General features: G+C 45.9%; 16 protein-coding genes. 9 read left to right on the top strand and 7 right to left on the bottom strand.

Going from position 1 to position 19491, the window contains the following annotated elements:
* Positions 1 to 6: 6 nt before the first annotated feature.
* The 4 genes from FW774_RS07345 to FW774_RS07330 all read left to right on the top strand — a co-directional run bounded on the left by FW774_RS07345 (position 7) and on the right by FW774_RS07330 (position 6290).
* Positions 7 to 2409: a TonB-dependent receptor gene (locus FW774_RS07345; RefSeq protein ID WP_149347522.1), complete on the top strand. Its 2403-nt coding sequence runs from the start codon at positions 7 to 9 to the stop codon at positions 2407 to 2409.
* A 49-nt stretch (positions 2410 to 2458) separates the two neighbouring features.
* Positions 2459 to 3526, top strand: coding sequence for a 3-phosphoserine/phosphohydroxythreonine transaminase (serC, locus tag FW774_RS07340; protein ID WP_149347521.1), 1068 nt, complete (start codon positions 2459 to 2461; stop codon positions 3524 to 3526).
* A gap of 93 nt (positions 3527 to 3619) precedes the next feature.
* Positions 3620 to 4567: a D-2-hydroxyacid dehydrogenase gene (locus FW774_RS07335; RefSeq protein ID WP_187774847.1), complete on the top strand. Its 948-nt coding sequence runs from the start codon at positions 3620 to 3622 to the stop codon at positions 4565 to 4567.
* Between the two features lie 547 nt (positions 4568 to 5114).
* Positions 5115 to 6290, top strand: a complete 1176-nt coding sequence (locus FW774_RS07330) for an MFS transporter (RefSeq protein WP_149347520.1) — start codon at positions 5115 to 5117, stop codon at positions 6288 to 6290.
* 3 nt (positions 6291 to 6293) lie between these two features.
* Here the strand turns inward: FW774_RS07330 and FW774_RS07325 are convergent, their stop codons facing one another.
* The 5 genes from FW774_RS07325 to FW774_RS07305 form a co-directional block, all read right to left on the bottom strand.
* The gene (locus tag FW774_RS07325; protein WP_149347519.1) at positions 6294 to 7058 is read right to left on the bottom strand and encodes an oxygenase MpaB family protein; all 765 of its coding nucleotides are present in this window, start codon (positions 7056 to 7058) and stop codon (positions 6294 to 6296) included.
* A gap of 67 nt (positions 7059 to 7125) precedes the next feature.
* On the bottom strand, positions 7126 to 7491 hold the full coding sequence (locus tag FW774_RS07320; protein ID WP_242457757.1) for a DUF2809 domain-containing protein: 366 nt from the start codon (positions 7489 to 7491) through the stop codon (positions 7126 to 7128).
* A gap of 90 nt (positions 7492 to 7581) precedes the next feature.
* Positions 7582 to 8952: a cell envelope integrity protein CreD gene (gene creD, locus FW774_RS07315; protein WP_149347518.1), complete on the bottom strand. Its 1371-nt coding sequence runs from the start codon at positions 8950 to 8952 to the stop codon at positions 7582 to 7584.
* A gap of 55 nt (positions 8953 to 9007) precedes the next feature.
* Positions 9008 to 9310 carry a winged helix-turn-helix domain-containing protein gene (locus tag FW774_RS07310; protein WP_149347517.1) on the bottom strand — a complete coding sequence of 101 codons (303 nt, stop codon included), beginning with the start codon at positions 9308 to 9310 and terminating at the stop codon, positions 9008 to 9010.
* Positions 9307 to 9927, bottom strand: coding sequence for a hypothetical protein (locus FW774_RS07305; RefSeq protein ID WP_149347516.1), 621 nt, complete (start codon positions 9925 to 9927; stop codon positions 9307 to 9309). The genes FW774_RS07310 and FW774_RS07305 overlap by 4 nt, the downstream gene beginning before the upstream one ends.
* Positions 9928 to 10171: 244 nt before the next feature.
* Here FW774_RS07305 and uxuA point away from each other — a divergent pair, with 244 nt between their 5' ends.
* The 5 genes from uxuA (at position 10172) to FW774_RS07280 (ending at position 16470) form a co-directional block, all read left to right on the top strand.
* On the top strand, positions 10172 to 11365 hold the full coding sequence (gene uxuA, locus FW774_RS07300) for a mannonate dehydratase (RefSeq protein WP_149347515.1): 1194 nt from the start codon (positions 10172 to 10174) through the stop codon (positions 11363 to 11365).
* 339 nt (positions 11366 to 11704) lie between these two features.
* Complete coding sequence (locus FW774_RS07295; protein ID WP_187774846.1) at positions 11705 to 13606, top strand: cbb3-type cytochrome c oxidase subunit I; 1902 nt, start codon at positions 11705 to 11707, stop codon at positions 13604 to 13606.
* Positions 13607 to 13685: 79 nt separating this feature from the next.
* Positions 13686 to 14594 carry a LysR family transcriptional regulator gene (locus tag FW774_RS07290; protein WP_149347514.1) on the top strand — a complete coding sequence of 303 codons (909 nt, stop codon included), beginning with the start codon at positions 13686 to 13688 and terminating at the stop codon, positions 14592 to 14594.
* Between the two features lie 17 nt (positions 14595 to 14611).
* On the top strand, positions 14612 to 15247 hold the full coding sequence (locus FW774_RS07285) for a peroxiredoxin (RefSeq protein WP_149347513.1): 636 nt from the start codon (positions 14612 to 14614) through the stop codon (positions 15245 to 15247).
* Between the two features lie 74 nt (positions 15248 to 15321).
* Positions 15322 to 16470 carry a trans-sulfuration enzyme family protein gene (locus tag FW774_RS07280; RefSeq protein WP_149347512.1) on the top strand — a complete coding sequence of 383 codons (1149 nt, stop codon included), beginning with the start codon at positions 15322 to 15324 and terminating at the stop codon, positions 16468 to 16470.
* A 116-nt stretch (positions 16471 to 16586) separates the two neighbouring features.
* Here FW774_RS07280 and FW774_RS07275 read toward each other — a convergent pair whose 3' ends face one another.
* Positions 16587 to 17540 (bottom strand): sugar phosphate isomerase/epimerase family protein, encoded by a 954-nt coding sequence (locus FW774_RS07275; RefSeq protein WP_149347511.1) that lies wholly within the window; start codon positions 17538 to 17540, stop codon positions 16587 to 16589.
* 198 nt (positions 17541 to 17738) lie between these two features.
* Positions 17739 to 19487, bottom strand: coding sequence for a RagB/SusD family nutrient uptake outer membrane protein (locus tag FW774_RS07270; RefSeq protein WP_149347510.1), 1749 nt, complete (start codon positions 19485 to 19487; stop codon positions 17739 to 17741).
* Positions 19488 to 19491 lie beyond the last annotated feature (4 nt).

The following is a 19491-nucleotide window of genomic DNA, read 5'->3' as shown; positions in this document are numbered from 1 at the left end:
TCGGGGATGGTAAGGCTTTTAAGTATACTGATGCTGTTTGTCGCTACGGTATCGCAGGCGCAGATCAGCATGAGAATTACAGGGCGTATCACCAACCCGCAGGGTGAGCCTTTACAGGGCGTAACGGTACGCATCAGTAATCCGCAAAAATCATCTGTGAGCAGTAAAAGTGGTGAATACCAGATCATTGTAGGTCATAAAACTACCGAAATGGTTTTTTCCCTTACGGGATATCATACCAAAACGGTTCTGGTGCCGGCACAAAAACCGGCTGTAGTGGATGTTGTGCTGGAGCCTGCTGTGCAGAATCTTAATACGGTAACCGTGAAATCGGGCCGTGCAAAGGGTTTAAATACCTCGCCCGTTAACGCCTCGTTATTGCAAAATCTTCCTTCCGTGTCCGGTAATTTTGAATCCATATTAAAAACCCTTCCGGGAGTTTCAACCAATAACGAATTAAGCTCGCAATACTCTGTTCGCGGCGGCAATTTTGATGAAAACCTGGTGTATGTGAACGATGTGGAAATATACCGTCCCTTTTTGGTGCGAAGCGGTCAGCAGGAAGGATTAAGTTTCATTAATCCCGAACTGGCAGGAGCGGTAAATTTTTCTGCCGGAGGTTTTGAAGCACGTTATGGCGATAAAATGTCGTCGGTGCTGGATGTGCAGTACGCCCGTCCGGATAGTGAAATAACCATACTTACCGCCGGGTTGCTGGGTCTGTCGGCCACGTACAAAGGACTGTCAAAGAACGATAAAAGCTATATGATGATAGGTTTGCGCAAGAAGACCAATCAGAATATACTGAACAACCAGCCGGTTGTAGGGAGTTACCGTCCCGATTTTTACGATGCGCAACTGGTGCTGGGCACCGATTTTAACCCGAAATGGAAGCTCAGCCTGATGGGCGATTATAATTTAAGCCGCTTTAACCTGATACCGCAAAGCCGTGAAACTGAGTTCGGCACACAATCTGAAGTGTACCGGCTGCATGTGGATTACCTCGGTCAGGAAGCCGATCGTTACGAAACCTGGATGGCTTCATCTTCTTTAAGCTATAAGCCAAGCGATGCATTAAGCTTCAAATGGATAAATGCTGCTTTTAATATCACAGAGCAGGAAAATGCCGATATAGAAGGCTCATATATTTTTGATGAGGTTGAACCCGATGTTCCGGGAAGCCAATCGCCGGTACACAATAACCGGGGGATAGGAACCTATCTTGACCATAACCGGAACGAGCTGACCTCCCGTATTTACAGCTCGGAAATAAAAGGCTACTATCATAAAGACCGTTCATTTTGGGAGGGCGGCCTGAAATTTCAGTATGACCGTATCTCCGACCACCTGCATGAGTTTTCCTACCTGGATTCGGCGGGTTACTCGCTGCCCAATAACGATGGACCGCTGTTATTGAATAATGTGGTGGATGCCGATAACCGGGTATCTACCTCGCGGGTGATGACCTACCTGCAAAATACCTATCGTATCAGCGATAAAACCATGCTGGTAGGAGGGCTGCGTACCAATTATAATTCGTTTACAGAGGAATTCTTGGTAAGTCCCCGTTTGGGATTAAGCTACCGTCCGTATGAAGACGGCCGGGTAACCTGGCGTTTTGCGCTCGGCGCTTATGACCAGCCGCCGTTTTACCGGGAGCTGCGAAACTTTGACGGTACGCTGAATAAAAATGCCCAATCGCAGCGCTCATGGCATGTGCTTGCCGCCAACGATTATTTTTTTGAAGCCCTTGGAACCCGTCTGAAACTAACCTCAGAGCTATACTATAAGTATCTTAGCAGGTTAACGCCTTATCAGATCGATAATCTGCGTATACGTTATTACGCCGACCAAACCGCTAAAGGATATGCCGCCGGAGCCGATTTCAGCCTGAGCGGAGAGTTTGTTGAAGGACTGGAATCATCGTTCAGGTTATCGTTTATGAAAACGGGCGAGAAGGTTGATGATTCTGCTTTTGATGGGGGGGCAGGTTATGTGAAACGGCCTACAGATCAGCGTGTTAATTTTTCCATATTCTTCCAGGACAGGTTGTTTAACAGTCCAACCTATAAGGTGCATCTTAACCTGTTGTACGGTTCTGCCTTACCGGTTGGGCCGTATAATTCGCCTGCTTATCGCGACGCATTTAAAATCCCGGCATACAAACGGGTGGATATCGGTTTCTCAAAAGATATTATGGAACGTAAGCATAAACCGACCTCCGGTTTCCTGTTTGACAACTTCCATTCGTTGGTTTTTTATGCAGAAGTGTTTAACTTGCTCAACATTGATAATACCATTTCATACCTGTGGATTAAGGATGTCGCAAATAATCGGTACGCAATACCCAATTATTTGACATCTCGTCAGCTAAATTTTAAAATTATTGCAAAAATTAAAAATAAATGATTGAATTGATAGAATTCTGTTAATTTTGAATCACCAATTAGATTTAATTATGAAGCACAATTTCGGCGCAGGGCCGTGTATCTTACCCCAGGAGGTTTTTAAGCAGGCCTCTCAAGCTGTACTTAATTTTAATGATACAGGTTTATCAATACTGGAAATTTCGCACCGTACCCCTGAGTTTCAGGCTGTAGTTGATGAGTCTGTACGTTTAGTAAAAGAATTATTAAATGTTCCCGAAGGTTATTCGGTGATCTTTTTACAAGGCGGGGCCAGTCTCCAGTTTTCTATGGTTCCCATGAACCTGCTTGCATCAGATAAAACAGCAGCATATCTTGATACCGGTTCGTGGGCCAGCAAGGCAATAAAAGAAGCAAAGCTTTTTGGTAATGTAAATGTAGTTGCCTCATCAAAAGAGTCGAATTATACGTTTATCCCGAAAGATTTTACTGTTCCGGAAGACTCGGCTTACCTGCATGTTACTTCCAACAATACCATCTTCGGGACAGAAATTTTTGATTTTCCTAAAACTTCTGTGCCATTGGTAAGCGATATGTCATCCGATATCTTCAGCCGCCAGATCAATGTGGCCGATTTCGGGCTGATCTATGCCGGGGCACAAAAAAATATCGGTCCCGCAGGAGCTACCCTGGTTATTATTAAAGACGAACTGCTGGGTAAAGTTGACCGCAAGCTTCCGTCAATGCTCGATTATAAGGTACAAACTGATGGCGGTTCAATGTATAACACGCCTCCGGTATTTTCTATTTATGTTTCAATGCTTAACCTGCGCTGGTTAAAGGCCAAAGGCGGTGTAGCTGAAATTGAGAAGGAAAATATCGCGAAAGCGAAAGCCTTATATGCTGAGATCGACCGCAATCCGTTATTTAAAGGAACCTGTAAGGTGGAAGACCGCTCCCGTATGAATGTTTGCTTCGTAATGGAGAATCCTGAGCTGGAAAAACCATTCCTGGCATTTGCTACCGAGCGTGATATTATAGGTATTAAAGGTCACCGCAGCGTAGGTGGTTTCCGGGCCTCGTTGTATAATGCTTTATCAATAACCAGTGTGCACGCACTGATTGATGTGATGCAGGAATTTGCCGAAAAGCACGGATAACAAGCAGCTATAAAGTTTTTGTGACTGTCGTTGTTAATTATAGCAGCGACCGGTTTTTACTTTTGAATTTTTACTTTTGAATTTTTAATAATCATGATTAAAATATTAGCTAACGATGGTATTGATCCGGTAGGAAAAGAGATGCTTGAAAAAGCGGGTTTCCAGGTAGATACCACCAATATTCCCCAGGATCAACTGAAAGACCGTTTGAACGAATATGATGCTATAACCGTACGCAGCGCTACCAAAGTGCGCAAAGAGCTTATTGACGCTGTTCCCAATTTGAAACTGATTGGCCGTGGTGGCGTAGGTTTGGATAACATCGATGTAGATTATGCCAAGAGCAAGGGCATTGCCGTGGTGAATACGCCGGCAGCGTCATCCTTGTCTGTTGGTGAGCTGGTGTTTGCGCATTTGTTTAACGGTATCCGTTTCCTGTACGATTCTAACCGGAAAATGCCGGTAGAAGGCGACACTAAATTCAACGAGTTGAAGAAGGCGTATGCCAAAGGTGTTGAGCTGAGCGGTAAGAAGATAGGTATTATCGGCTTTGGCCGTATCGGTCGCGAAACGGCTAAAATTGCCTTAGGCTTAGGTATGGAAGTGTTAGCATACGATCTGTTTGACATTCCGACTGAGCTTGAATTAAACCTGGCGCATGGCGTTAAGGTGAAAGTTCCGGTAACCAAAGCATCATTAGATGAATTGCTGGCCCAGTCTGATTTCATCAGTCTGCACGTACCGTTTTTAGATAAGCCGGCCATTGGTAAGGAAGAGTTTGCCAAAATGAAAAAGGGCGTAGCCCTTGTAAACTGTGCCCGTGGCGGTGTTATTGATGAACTGGCATTAATTGAGGCGCTGGATTCTGGTAAAGTGGCTTTTGCCGGACTGGATGTATTCGATAATGAACCTACACCACGGAAGGAAATATTAACGCATCCTAAAATTTCATTAACTCCGCATATCGGTGCGGCCACTAACGAAGCCCAGGAACGTATCGGTGTGGAGCTGGCGAATTTAATTATCAGCCATTTTTCATAAACTTTTTTTCCTCGTTTTAAAAGCCTGCAAAACGGATGTCTTGCAGGCTTTTTTTGTAAGCCCCGACCATCCTAAGCTGTTTGTGCGTTGTTACTTCAAACCTCCGGGAAATTTCTTGCCAGATCTGAGGCGTTGTAAACGCCGGATAACGATGAAGGTGTCTAAAGTCAACAAAGCCATCAATTTACAGTCACGCTGACCCCGAAGACTCGGGGGACGCGTCTGCAGCCATGATGAACCAATCCTTCGACAAGCTCAGGATGACCATAATTGACTTTTTAGACACCTTCACGCAGATTTGTTAAATTTTTGCATTGCCCCGGGTTAACTAAACCGGATTGAGCGGATACCGGTCCTGTGCGGTTAGGCCCCGCGAGGTACCGGGGCAGGCTTGCAGGCGTATTAAAGCCGGGCTACCGCGACCGATAGTTGCCGGAACTTGCTTTTCAAAAAAATATCAAATAACATACGCGGGTAAAAAAGCATTTTTGAGCATATCCGGGTGAATTTATTTGCGGAATTTTGCGCTGTATTAGTTAAATAAGCGTTGGAAGTATCTGTAACACAAGCGCCGGTTACCGGGGTTAATCTTGCCCGCATCCGGTTAGCGGTTTCTTTATTTTATTTTGGTCAGGGAATTAGCTTTGCTTCGTGGGCAAGCCGCATACCCGATATTAAATCGCATTTGCATCTCTCTGATGCAATGCTGGGCAGCATTTTGCTGGCTTTACCCCTGGGACAACTGTGCACCATGCCGCTTTCGGGCCGGTTGGTTACGCGTTTCGGGAGCCGTGCTGTGTTAACGGTGGTAGCGCCGCTGTACGTTGTAGCGTTGAGCAGCCTTGGGTTGGCAACGGCTGCGTGGAACCTGGCTTTGCTTTTATTTGTGTTTGGTGTTGTGGGCAATATGTGCAACATTGCGGTGAATACGCAGGGAGTGGAGGCCGAAAAGTTGTATAGCCGGCCAATCATGACGTCGTTTCATGGTGCGTGGAGCATTGCGGGCTTTTCGGGCGCTTTGATCGGATTGCTGATGATGAACCTGCATGTTTTGCCGTTCTTTCACTTTTTATGCATTGTGGCGTTGGTTTGGGTAAATGTGCTGCTGAATTACCGGTACCTGGTTCCGGGCAAGGGTGAGCATACGGTTGGTCGTTCAAAGTTGTTTGTGAAACCGGAAGGGGCGCTGTTGCAGCTGGGTATTATCGGTTTTTGCAGCATGGCATCGGAAGGGGCAATGTTTGACTGGAGTGGGGTTTATTTTAAAGAGATCGTACAGGCGCCTTCGTCGTTGGTTGTGCTGGGTTATGCCTCGTTCATGGTCATGATGGCTACGGGGCGTTTCGCAGGCGATTCGCTTATCCAGAAACTGGGCCGTAAACGTACCATGCAATTCAGCGGACTGGTGATCTTTACGGGTATGTTTACGGCAGTGCTTTTTCCATACATCATTTCGGCAACTATTGGGTTTATGCTGGTGGGGCTGGGCGTTTCGAGCATTGTGCCTACGGTTTACAGCTCGGCCGGGAGGAACAAAAAGGTTTCGGCCGGGATGGCGCTGGCTATGGTTTCGAGTGTGAGCTACCTGGGGTTCCTGATGGGGCCTCCTTTGATCGGATATGTTTCGGCGTTGTTTAACCTGCGGTATTCGTATGGTATTATCGGTTGTTTCGGGTTGCTGGTTACCGGGATGGCGGCTAAGGTAAAAGCATTTGGGGAATAAGCATCAAATTTGCGGGTTATCCAGCTCCCGGATCTGTTGTTTGTACTGGTGGGGAAAAAGGATGTCTTGCACGAATTTATCCAGTTGTAGCCGGCGGGCTAATTTGTATAGCGGTATGGCCGGAGCGAGCAATGACCATGAGCCGAGCGCCAGAAGCCGGTTAACCCGTCGCGGTACAAGTAGTATTTGCACTTGCTTTAACAGATAAAACCGCAGCGTACCCAGGTTCTTTTTATATTGCCTGTACAGATCGACAGTGAATTTACTTGCAGACAAATTAGCGCTCAAATGCTCCTGACGCATTGTTTCCCATTGCGAGAAGTTTTCCGGTAGACCTGGGATGTGCATGCGCTCGCCAAACCGGTAAAATACATCGAATATTTCGGCTTTTTCATTACCGGTAAGTTTACGGTGCAGCAATTCGAACGAGCGGATGGTGTAATCGATAAGCATAAACAGTACATCGCGGTAAGCCCAATCGGGTATGTTAGCGCCGCGACTTTGTTCTACACCTTTATGGATGGTGCTTATCTGGTCAATAGCCTGTAAGGCGGCTTGTTTTTCGCGGAAGATGATCTTCCGGGCATACGTTACGGTAGAAAACAATCGACCGATCGGATCGGCGGGTAGTTTGCCGGTAAAATAAAGCCAGTCTACCGCTTTGTTTAAAGCAAATTCTGCCGATGCCCCGGCAAAGATGAGCAGCACGGTATCGGCCCGGCCCCATATTTTTCTAACAATTGAATGGCTGCTTACAAAATATTCCATGGTTATTAATTCAAAATTAAAAATTCAAAAGCCTGCACGCACTGGCCAGCCTCTATTTCAGAGTGTTTTATATAAAGCGTTCTACCGTAATAACGAATAAAATTCCCAGCGTATAGGCTGCTATATCTGTCCATGCAAAACTGGTGCCTATTATAATACGGGCCAATAGATATTGTTCCAAACCTAATATCCGGATAACGTGCACATATTGTAAGGCTTCAACCAGGTATGCAAAAAGCAGTACGCCAAGGGCTGCATGCCGGACAGAAACATTCATACAGCTTTTAACCAGGCAATAGAGCAGGATAACCACGAGGAAATCGCCGCCATACGGCCGGATGATGCTATCGTGAACAAACAGAGCGATAAATACTTCGGTAATAAATAATACTATGGTTAGAGCGAGATAGGTTTTGTGGAGACGGAGCATCATGATATAAGGGTAAGGTTGTCCCAAAGACATATAGATACTTCAATATCAATGTAAGTTCTAAATAGGAATTTTAGGACAACCTTTAAAAAATTAATTAATGAGTTCTGTTATTTCTTTTCTATTCCAGTCCATCTTGGCCGATAAATACATCAGTATGGCTACAACGATAAATAATCCTATACTTCCTACAAGCAGGGCTAAATCCTGTAATTGGATAATGACGAATATAAAGCCATAAAAAATGGTAAGGATGCTGCCAAATACCAGTGCCGGTTTCCAGCTTTTTAGCAACATGAAGATAAATGCGGTGATTAGCGCTGCGGTAGCGGTTGAAGCAATCAGGTAAGCCTTGTTAAAACCAACCTGTTCACTGAAGGCAAGCAGTAGCGTATAATAAATAATCATAGCGGCTCCAACCAGCACATATTGTAGTAAATGTACCTTCCTCTTGTTGATAAATTCAGTAAAGAATAACGACACAAACGTTAGCAGGATAATCAGTATGGCATATTTTGCAGAGCGCATGGTTTTCTGATACTGGTCAACCGGTAACAGGAACTTCACGCCGAAAGAAGCGTTACGGGTTTCTTTATTAAAGATGTTTGTGGTATCTGCTACCTCTTTTTCTATCCATTGTTGCGGAAAGGGACGGTTGAAGTACGACAGCTTCCAAGTCGCTGTGAATCCGGTGGTCGAAATGTTGCGGTCTTCCGGCAGGTAACGCCCGGTAAAGCTTGGATTATTCCACGAGCCTTCCATCGTTACTGTTGTGTTTTTACCGGTGTGCAGAAAATTTAATTCACTGCTGCCACGAAAATCCAGGTCGAAGTTAAAATCCAATGTGGTGTTTTTTGCAGCACTTAAATCCGGCTGGATGGTAAGACTATTGCGGAATAAGGGCAGTGTGAAATCCGGCTCAACCTGGCTTACAATAGTCCCGATTTTTATACTCGGATTATTTTTAAGTCCCTTTAAATCACTCAGGCCAATAGCTATCCGGGCTTTATCCCATTGGATCATACCGGGGTTAATACCCGATTTTTTCAATTCAAGCGCACTGAATTTTCCTGTTGCGCTGAGCTTGGTATTATACACTACAGCATCAAATATTCCGCGATGCAGAATTTCCGGACTGGTTTTGCTTGTAATATTCAGGGTTTCGGGTAGGAGATAAATGGATGTAACTGCTTCCCTGACATTCAGCTTGCCTGTAGCATCTTTCCAGCTAATGGTTGTTTTGTAGGGAAGCACCATAACAGGCCCCTGGAGTAACTGGGTGCCAGACCATTTGTCTGAAATTTCTTTAACAACCTCATCTTGCCGGCTCTGTCGCTCCAGGATCAGGCTTTGTATCCAGTTAGAGGGAATGAGCAGGAGCAAGGTTAGCATCCCGATAAGGCCTGCTTTAAGAAGTAAGGATTGATTGAACCAATCGGTGAATGTTTGATTTTGTGTTTTCATGATTTTTTATTTTTAAAAAGTACTTTGAAATTCAAAGTATAAGGTTAAAAAAATATTACTGTTTTTGTTGTTTAATTAAATTTTCAAGCGCTTCCAGGTGTTTCCTGAAGGCATCGCGACCTTTCGCCGAAGCTGCATATTGCGTGTTGGGTTTACGGCCTACAAAGCTTTTATGTATGGTAATGTATTCTTCTTTCTCCAATGCTTTTAAATGGGAGGCCAGGTTGCCGTCGGTTACTTGCAATAACTCTTTGAGCGAATTAAAATCATAACGCTCATTAGCAACCAGTACGCTCATAATCTGCAGGCGTAGTCGATTTTCAAAGGCTTTATCAAATTGTTCTAACGATATGTTCACTGCTTGTATTTAAAATGCATCACCAAACCATATACGATGTGCAGAATGCCAAAGCCGGCTACCCAGAATACAATGCCATAGCCGGGCAGGAGGGCAGCCAGCAAACCCAAAGCAACTTCGCACAAGCCGAGCCATTTAATATCCGAAAAAGTATAATGGCTGCCCGAAATGAGCGCCAGGCCGTAGAAGATCAGGCAGGCCGAAGAAATGATGCCGTAGTTTTGATGGAGAATGGCTATGAAGATAAACAAGCCGCCGGTAACCAACGGTATGCACAGGTTTGTCAGCAAACGTTTGCTGACCGGGTTCCACACGTTTTCACCTTTTTTACGTGCCTGCCGGACAGTAAGCCAGATGCAGGTGACGATTGAGAGTAGCAGCACTACTACCGCAATAAAGAATAATTGCCATAGTACGTTCGGGTTGTTAACATACTGGCTTCTGTATTGCAGACTGCCAGAATTGTCATATACTAACCGGTAACCTGCCCAGGCCCCACCCAAAGCATATATTCCGGCCATAATGCCGGATAGTCCGCTGAGTGAGATAAACTTAGCCGACCGTTCCATCAGGCTGCGGATGGAACTGAGCTCTGCATAAACTTCGTTTTCTTTCATTTAAAAGAACTTTGAAATTCAAAGTAAATAATAAAAAATAAATTTTGCAAGGGTAGGGGGGATTTTTTCCCGGTCAGGTAGTTGGGAGATAAGTGTGGACGTGATCCGTTGTGCGGGTTTACATCCGTCCTCTATCTCAAAACGCTACCATTGTCCTGTACATCTGAACCATTTATCCTGCCGGAATCGCTTTAAACATATTATCTTGCGGCCTGATAAAATATAGCTACAAACCGAGATATACATGAAGTATTTAGAACAAACTTTCAGGTGGTTTGGCCCGCAGGATGAGGTGAGCCTGGCCGATATCCGCCAAACCGGGGCAACCGGCATTGTAACCGCCTTACATCATATTCCCTGTGGTGATGAATGGTCTGTCGCCGAAATTAACCAGCGAAAAGAGACCATTGAAGATGCCGGTCTGACCTGGTCGGTAGTAGAGAGTGTCAATATCCACGAAAGTATAAAAACAGGCAGTCCTGAACGGGATAAATATATTGCCGCTTACATCCGTTCCCTGAAAAACCTATCGGAATGCGGGTTAAAAATAGTGTGTTACAATTTCATGCCGGTGCTCGACTGGACACGTACGCACCTGGATTTCCGCTTACCTAACCAGGCGAGTGCACTGCGTTACGATGCCATTGCATTAGCAGCATTCGATCTGTATATCCTGGAGCGTGAAGGCGCTTTTAAAGAACATGCCCCGGAAAGGCAGGCTGAAGCCAAACATTACCTGGATAAGTTGACCGCAGATGAAGTGACTACGCTGACCAATACCATTATGGCCGGATTGCCCGGCACCGATGAGGTGTTTACCATCGAGGAGTTCAGGCAGCATCTGCAAAGCTACATGCACGTAAACCAGGAAGTGCTTAAAACAAATCTTGCTTACTTTTTACAGGCCATTATCCCCGAAGCGGAGCGTATGGGCGTAAAGATGTGCATTCACCCGGATGACCCGCCATTCCCCATCCTCGGGCTTCCCCGTGTAGTATCTACCGAGGCAGATCTGAGAGATATTGTTGGTTTTGCCCCGTTGGCCAGTAACGGTATTACTTTCTGTACCGGCTCATTAGGCGCTAATGCTGCCAATGATCTGCCCGGAATTGTTGAGCGCCTGGGTGAGCATATTCATTTCATTCACCTGCGTAATGTACAGCGTGAAGCCGGCGGCAGCTTTCACGAGGCTGAGCATCTGAACGGCAGTTCGGATATGTTTGCCATAATGCAGGCTATTATCAGGGAACAGCAAAAACGTGAGCAGGCGGGGAGAAGTGATGTTGCCATGCCCATGCGCCCGGATCACGGGCATAAGCTGCTGGACGATTTTAAACGGAACACCTACCCGGGTTATTCAGTCATTGGCCGGATGAAAGGGCTTGCCGAGCTGCGTGGACTTGAACTGGGTATCAGGCGGTCGCTTGGCATGGAGTAGAAAAAGATAAGCGCAAAGCTCGCAAAGATCCTTTGGGCTCTCTGCACTAAAGCGAAGCGTCCTGGCGTCCTTTGCGTGAATGATCTTGGATGGTAAAAAGCTCACTTCGCGGGCGGTAATGCCGGTTCAGCGTCCGGTATTAGCAGCTATAAGATCAGCCGTTATTGATAAATTAGATAGATATCATAAAATAGTTTCATAGAAATTCTGTCCTGCTTTACCGTATCGGGTTTTAACTTGGCAGGGTCAACAATTGTTTATTGCGCAGGCAATAAATGCTTCACCCCGGACTCTTCGCCCGGACTGTTAATATTCAGTAATTTCTATAAACAAATGATTATGGCAACTTCTATTTCTGCCGAGCCGGTCAGTTCTACTGCTCATCTATCCCATCACCACAAACAAAATTTCCTGACCAAATATGTTTTTAGCCAGGATCATAAAATGATTGCCAAGCAATTTTTAATTACCGCCATCTTAATGGCATTTTTAGGTTTATCCTTATCCATTCTTTTCCGTATTCAGCTGGCATGGCCAGACAGATCTTTTCCGCTCCTGGAAACTTTGTTAGGCAAATGGGCAGAGGGGGGCCGCATTAAGCCTGATTTTTACCTGGCATTGGTTACCATTCACGGTACTATCATGGTGTTTTTTGTGCTTACGGCCGGGCTAAGCGGCACATTCAGCAACCTGTTAATTCCCTTGCAGATCGGTGCCAGGGATATGGCATCGCCTTTTGTGAACATGTTATCTTACTGGTTCTTCCTGGTATCGTGCCTGGTTTTGATCGCTTCCTTTTTTGTACAGAGCGGCCCGGCCAGCGCCGGCTGGACCGTTTATCCGCCATTATCGGCCCTGCCTAAAGCTATTCCGGGCTCCGGTACGGGAATGACGCTGTGGCTGATCAGCATTATATTATTTGTGGCTTCCTCATTAATGGGCTCGCTCAATTATATAAGCACCGTGCTTAACCTGCGTACCAAGGGAATGGATATGTGGAAAATGCCTTTGACCACCTGGGGATTATTCCTGACTGCCATTGTGGGCGTTTTGTCTTTCCCTGTGCTGGTTGCAGGCCTTGTATTGCTCATTTTTGACCGCAGCTTCGGCACAAGCTTTTACCTGTCCGACATTGTGCTGCAGGGGCAGGTATTGCCCAACCAGGGCGGAAGCCCGGTTTTATGGGAGCACCTGTTCTGGTTCCTGGGACACCCGGAAGTGTATATTGCCATACTACCGGCATTTGGTATTGTATCTGAGGTCATATCAACCAATTCCCGCAAACCGATATTTGGCTACCACGCCATGGTGTATTCCTTAATAGCCATTGTGCTGCTGTCATTCCTGGTTTGGGGCCACCACATGTTCATATCCGGGATGAACCCGTTCCTGGGCAGCGTTTTCATGCTAACCACCCTGATCATTGCCGTGCCATCGGCAGTAAAAACATTTAATTACCTGGCAACCCTCTGGCGGGGGAATATCCGCTTCACCCCTGCGCTGCTGTTTGCCATCGGGTTTGTGTCATTCCTCATCTCCGGCGGTCTCACCGGCATTTTCCTGGGCAACGCCGCCCTGGATATTAACCTGCATGACACTTATTTTGTGGTTGCCCACTTTCACCTGGTTATGGGATGCGCCTCGATTTTTGGTATGCTGGCCGGAACTTATCACTGGTTCCCGAAATTTTTTGGCAGACTCATGGACGAGAAGCTGGGTTATCTTCATTTCTGGCTTACCTTTATTTGCGCCTACCTGGTTTTCTTCCCCATGCACTTCATGGGTCTTGACGGTGTTCCGCGAAGGTATTATGCCTTTACCGAATTTGAGTTTATGAAGCCTTGGCTTTCTGTAAACCGGTTCATTACCTGGGCTGCTATTGCCGGCGGACTTTCGCAGCTTTTATTTCTGTGGAACTTCTTTGCGTCTGTTTTTTATGGCAAAAAGAGCAGCCGAAACCCCTGGCAGTCAAATACTTTAGAGTGGACAACACCGGTTGAACATATTCACGGTAACTGGCCCGGCGAGATCCCTACAGTTTACCGCTGGCCTTATGACTATAGCAAACCCGGCCATTACGAAGATTTTATACCGCAAACCGTACCTTTCTCACAAACCATGGAATCTAATCTTCCGCATGATTTTGAAGGAAATGCAGAAAATGAACGTATTCAAAAGGCGTGGGAAGATGAAAGAAAGCATGAGCTACAAACGGAGCAGCACACTCAATCGACGGATTAAATAGTAAGTATCAAACCTTTTCATCTAAAATTCCCGCATAGTATGAAGTACTTCCGTAATTTTGGTCAATAAGAATACGATGGAAGTCAGATATCTCCGGTTAATAAAGGCAATTGTAGAGGAAGGAAGCATTACCAGGGCCATGGATGTGCTTTATTTATCGCAAAGCGCTTTGAGCTATCAGCTGAAAGAGGCGGAATTGCAGGTAGGTACGCCGCTGTTTTTCCGCAGAAATAAAAAGCTGATCCTGACGCCCGTAGGAAAAAAGCTCTATGCCACGGCAAATAAAGTGCTTCGCGAATTAGATGCCGCCGAGGATGAGATCAAAAAAATGATGAACGGCGAGACCGGTGTTATTCGCATAAGTACCGAGTGTTATACCAGCTATCACTGGCTGCCGGCCGTTTTAAAGAAATTTAAAAGCGAGTTTCCGAATGTTGATATAGAAATTGTTTTTGAAGCCACACACAAGCCTATAGAGAAGTTACTGGAGGGCGAATTAGACCTTGCCATAACCAGTAACCCCGAGCATGCTGACCAGATAGAGTTTATCCGGCTTTTCTCGGATGAGATGTTGGCTGTGGTGTCAAACCAGCATCCCTGGGCAAGCCGGGAGTTTGTTACCGCCGAAGATTTTCAGGATGCAGCGCTTATTATCCACTCATTGCCGCTGGATACGGTGTCTATTTTCAGAACCCAGCTAACCCCCAAGGGAATAAACCCTAAAAAGCTGATCATACTACCGCTTACGGAGGCGTCTATTGAGCTTGTAAAAGCCAACATGGGCGTTATTGTATTGGCAAACTGGGCCTTGCAACCTTACCTGAATGATGATATTAAAGCTGTTAAAATAACACCGGAAGGCTTTTTCAGGCAGCAATATATTGCCAGGATAAGAGACAGGAAATATCCTGTTTACTTTGATTACTTTATTAAATTCTTAAGGGAAGAGATCAAGATAGATTCCCATTCCAAACGCATTGTTTAACTTAAATATATAAAAAAATGAGTCTAAAGATTGGAGACACTGCTCCTGATTTCAGTGCACAAACCACCGAGGGTAACATCAACTTTTACGAATGGCTGGGCGATAACTGGGCGATCCTGTATTCCCATCCGGCAGACTATACTCCTATTTGTACCACAGAGCTGGGGCGTACAGCACAGCTGAAAGATGAATTTGCCAAAAGAAATACCAAAGTTTTAGCCGTTAGTGTTGATGACATTGAATCACATCACGGCTGGGTAAAAGACATCAACGAAACCCAGAACACCACCGTTGAGTTCCCTATTATTGCCGATCCCGACAAGGCAATATCAAAGGCATACCAGATGATCCATGAAAATGCATCTACTTCGGCCACTGTACGTTCTGTATATTTCATCGGCCCGGATAAAAAAATAAAGGCAACCATTACCTATCCGGCATCAACCGGAAGAAACTTTACCGAGATACTCCGGGTGCTGGATTCGCTGCAATTAACCGCCGAATACAGCGTAGGCACTCCTGTAGACTGGGAAGACGGACAGGATGTGGTGATCTCTACAGCCATACGCAATACCGATATCCCTTCAAAATTCCCTAAAGGTTACAGGGAAGTTAAACCTTACCTGAGATACACGCCCCAGCCAAATAAATAAGCCGGAAGATCATTTAAAGCAACGGGAATTGCGCTTTCTAAAAGCCGATAGTATACGTTAAATAAAAGAGATATATGGCCAATTTTGAAACATTGTGTGTACATCCGTTGGGCAAAGAAAAAGAGTTTGCAGATTCGGTAACCTCTCCAATTTTTCCTTCGGTAGCATACAATTACCTGGACTCTGATGAGCTTCAATATCCCGGATTTTACTCCAACTATAATCAAAAGCGCCTGGGCAGGATTATCGCTGAGCTGGAAAACGGTGTATGGGGCATGGTCTTTAGCTCGGGTATGGCTGCTATCAGTACAGCCATACTCTCCTTTGTTCAGCATAATGATCATATTATTTTTTCAAGGGATCTGTATGGCGGTACATGGAAATTCGCAGAGCAGGAGCTTGTCAAAAGAAATATCAAGTTCAGCTATGCCGAAAATACGCTGGATAGCTTTCAGTCGGTGCTGACAGACCGTACCAGGCTGATCTATATCGAAACTCCGGCCAACCCGCTGCTCAATATCGTGCCGCTGAAACAAATTGCCGGGTTGGCAAAAAAGCACGGCATTATTACCGTTGTGGACAATACTTTTGCATCGCCCATTAACCAGCAGCCAATTTTGCACGGAATTGATATGGTGGTGCACAGCGGCACTAAATACCTGGGAGGACATAATGATCTGCCGTTCGGGGCGCTGGTTTCAAACCATCAGCAGCATAAGGAGCAGATACTGTCAACGGCTAAAATGTATGGCGGCTCTCTCGCTCCCTATCAGTGCTACCTGGTTGAACATAGCCTAAAAACATTGGCTATCAGGATACAACAACAGAACAAAAACGCCTTAGCGATTGCCGGTTATCTTGCCCAACATTCTGCAATTAACCGGGTTTATTACCCGGGACTGGCATCGCACCCGGAGCATGTCCTGGCGTCAGAGCAAATGAAAGGATTTGGAGGTGTACTGTCTTTTGAACTGGACGCATCGCCCGAAGATATTATCGTTTTCCTGAAAAGCCTTTCCGTTATTCAGCCGGCATTAAGCCTGGGAGGTGTTGAAAGCCTGATCTGCTCACCTGCCGCAACCTCGCACAAAGGATTGACCGGCACTCAACGATCTCATTTAGGCATCCGGGATAACCTGCTACGATTATCAGTCGGCATTGAACATGCTAACGACCTGATAACGGATCTGCAGCAGGCTATCTCGAAAGCACTTGGTAAATGATCTCAGCTGTCCGTAAAGTTCTATTTGCTGCTGGGTGATTTCCTTAATTATTGCCTTGCTATGTGTCAGCCGGAGGCTTAAAAGTAGCCGAACGAAGCCGGAGCTTCGCCCAATCGCTATTTAGCTTCAGGATATTTTGCAGCAATGAAATTATGATATAAGGTACGATAGCAATCCGGCAGCTCTTTTACATCCTTATAGGCACTTTCATATAAAAACGGGCCGGTATAATGAGCCTCCTGTAATGCTGAAAGAATGGCATTCCAATCGTTTTTACCTTTACCGGAGCATGGCAGGTAATGACATTCAGCCTCGCCGTTACCGTCCGAAACGTGCACCGTTTTCAACCGCTCGCCCATAGCCGCTATCAGCTTTTCAGGATTTTTAATATGGTTCATATCCACCGCTGAATAGATATCCGAAGGAAGCTTGTTCATGATCTCAACGGTCTCTTCCACGGTACGGCATAGCGGACGCTCGTGAGTTGCATCGCGAAGCAGGGTTGGGCCGAGCATATTCTCAATGACCATTTTAGCTTTCATACGTTTAACAACCTGATTCAATTCAAGCGCTGATCTGATCATCTGGCTTTTGCGAAGCTCCCGCTCGTTAAGTCCTAAAAACCAGCTTGGATGGAACAGCACGATTTTGGGTTTCAGTACGCGGTAAAATCCAAGCAGCTTCTTGTGCAGGGCCACCACCCGCTGCCGTTCGGCTTCGTCGCCCAGCGAAATATCTATTTTTTCGCCGAAAGGCATGTGCACCGACCATATCTCTATACCGGCATCATCGGCTGCCTTTTTAGCTTTTGCCACAAGCTGCATGCAGGCTTCATCACTTTTTGCCAGGCCGCCGGTCTTTTTGTCGATCAACGCTCCGGGGCCTATTTCTATGCAATCAACCCCTACCGATTTGGCATATTTCATTTTTTCGGGGGTGATGCTGGTAATGGCGATGGAATAACCTACGCGTAAGGGTTTTGGTGCCTTCGGTTTGGCAAAACCGCCCACTGAAAGTGCAGCCATACCGGCTGCTAAACAAGATATTCTGGCTATTTTTATAAGTATCATGTGCCAAATGTATTTATTTGTGAGATTGTATAATCGCTTGTATAAAGTTTATTACACAGTTTTATAAGATTGTTTCTCCGCCAACTGGCGGATCGCAATGACGAAAATAGAAACGTCATTGCGAGGAGGAACGACGAAGCAATCTTTTCCTGTAACGTTCAACCCTGATCAGTTACTATATCGTGAAATAGTAGATAGCTACTCGCCCCAGTTCGGGTTTTGTTTCAGGTTAGGATTCAGGGTTATGTCTTCCTGCGGAATCGGGTATAAGTAATCCTTGCTCTCATCAAAAGTTACCTGCACCCTGAACGGATTCAAGTTACCCGACGTTCCGTTAGTTAACGGCCGTTGCGCAATATTGATCTTAGAGGTTACCCCCGGAGGCGCTCCGGCATCGCTTCCGCTGTACAGGTATACATCCGGCGTACCATCGTTATTGAAATCAAATGCTCCCAGGCTCGGGAAATAAATACCCAACATCGGTTTTTCGAGCTTTTTACCTTCCTTCCACCGCATCAGGTCGTCCCAACGGAAGCCTTCATTGAACAATTCAATACGGCGTTCACGCCTGATCTCTAAAATAACGCCTTTATTGGCTCCCGGATTGACATTAGGATACATGGCTGCCAGGTACGGATCGGGATTGGCATTGGCTGCTATTAAATTCAGGTGTGGCATACCCACACGGTCACGCAGCTTGTTAACCGATTTATCCAGGTCGGCCTGGGTAAGGGTTCCCAGCTCCGCTTTTGCCTCGGCATAAATTAACAAGGTTTCGGCATATCTGTACAGGATAATATCATTATACGAGCTGCTGCTTCCCCATTGTGTGCGGCTTGCCAATGCTTTAATAACGCGATAACCGGTAGTGGTAATGTTCAGGTTCACCGGCTCGCGGGCCGTTTCGCCATATACCACAAAATCAGGCCCGGCCGTAGATTGGGTTAAACGCGGATCGCGGTTCTGCATCTCATCGTAAAAGCCTTTGGTCTGGTAACCCGCAATATCGGTAAACCGGCTGCCATCTTTCATCAGGTAACTGTTAACCAGGTCTTTGGTCATACCCCACGAGCCCTGTGTAGGCGATGTCATGTAATAGCTTAACGGATGCCGGCGAAAATCGGGATTATAATCACCGGCCAGTATGGTTTCTGTTGCATCCTGGTTATTACGGGCAAACAGTTCCCGGTATGCGCTGTTCGCACCGCCTGTGGTAAATATCTTATAGGTATTGTAACCAATTAATTCATCGGCAGCAGCTACCGCTTCATTCAAAAACGCCTCATAATCGCCTAAGCCATGATATTTTCTGAATGTGCCCTCAAACAGGCAGATGCGGGCTTTGAGTGCCAAAGCGGTATATTTGGTTATGCGGTTAAGCTGCACTTCTTTAGGGATATTAGCTACGGCATAATTAATATCGGCCAGCACCGAATCCATCACCAGCTTACGCGAATCGCGGGCTTTATACAGATCCGGATCTCCGGCTTCAAGCACTTTTCCGTACCAGGGCACATCGCCAAAGGTTTTTACCTTATCGTAATAAAAATAGGCCCTGAAAAAGCGGGCAATTCCGCCATATTTCAGCTTGGCCTGTGCATCGGGACATTTCTGATAGTTCTGCAAAAAGAAATTAATAGATCGCAGGTTGGCCCAGTCCCAACCGCCATCTCCACGCTTTACCGGAACCAGCCGTGAGCCTTTGATCCTGTCGGGTACAATAAGCGGCAGCACATCGTCCGACGACTCCCCATAGGAAGCATCATACGGTTGCGTTGTAGGCAGAAAATCGTAAAATTTATTGGTATACACTTCCAGATCGGTTGCCGTGTTAAAAAACTCTTCGGCAGCCAGTCTGTCTTTAGGTTTGGTATCCAGATAGTCTTTACAACCACCGGCCAGCATGGCTATCAGGATAAAAAAAACAGTTTTATATATCGTATTCATCTTC

This window comes from Pedobacter sp. BS3, from assembly GCF_008274585.1.
Classification (GTDB): domain Bacteria; phylum Bacteroidota; class Bacteroidia; order Sphingobacteriales; family Sphingobacteriaceae; genus Hufsiella_A.
This window is presented reverse-complemented; position numbering and strand designations above follow the sequence as displayed.

Bases quoted from the DNA above. Each gene is read 5' to 3' on its own strand.
- FW774_RS07270 (WP_149347510.1), bottom strand. From the start codon at position 19,487: ATGAATACGATATATAAAACTGTTTTTTTTATCCTGATAGCCATGCTG.
- FW774_RS07320 (WP_242457757.1), bottom strand. From the start codon at position 7,491: ATGATGCTCCGTCTCCACAAAACCTATCTCGCTCTAACCATAGTATTA.
- creD (WP_149347518.1), bottom strand. From the start codon at position 8,952: ATGAAAACACAAAATCAAACATTCACCGATTGGTTCAATCAATCCTTA.
- FW774_RS07280 (WP_149347512.1), top strand. From the start codon at position 15,322: ATGGCCAATTTTGAAACATTGTGTGTACATCCGTTGGGCAAAGAAAAA.
- FW774_RS07285 (WP_149347513.1), top strand. From the start codon at position 14,612: ATGAGTCTAAAGATTGGAGACACTGCTCCTGATTTCAGTGCACAAACC.
- FW774_RS07345 (WP_149347522.1), top strand. From the start codon at position 7: ATGGTAAGGCTTTTAAGTATACTGATGCTGTTTGTCGCTACGGTATCG.
- serC (WP_149347521.1), top strand. From the start codon at position 2,459: ATGAAGCACAATTTCGGCGCAGGGCCGTGTATCTTACCCCAGGAGGTT.
- FW774_RS07305 (WP_149347516.1), bottom strand. From the start codon at position 9,927: ATGAAAGAAAACGAAGTTTATGCAGAGCTCAGTTCCATCCGCAGCCTG.
- FW774_RS07275 (WP_149347511.1), bottom strand. From the start codon at position 17,540: ATGATACTTATAAAAATAGCCAGAATATCTTGTTTAGCAGCCGGTATG.
- FW774_RS07295 (WP_187774846.1), top strand. From the start codon at position 11,705: ATGGCAACTTCTATTTCTGCCGAGCCGGTCAGTTCTACTGCTCATCTA.
- uxuA (WP_149347515.1), top strand. From the start codon at position 10,172: ATGAAGTATTTAGAACAAACTTTCAGGTGGTTTGGCCCGCAGGATGAG.
- FW774_RS07335 (WP_187774847.1), top strand. From the start codon at position 3,620: ATGATTAAAATATTAGCTAACGATGGTATTGATCCGGTAGGAAAAGAG.
- FW774_RS07290 (WP_149347514.1), top strand. From the start codon at position 13,686: ATGGAAGTCAGATATCTCCGGTTAATAAAGGCAATTGTAGAGGAAGGA.
- FW774_RS07325 (WP_149347519.1), bottom strand. From the start codon at position 7,058: ATGGAATATTTTGTAAGCAGCCATTCAATTGTTAGAAAAATATGGGGC.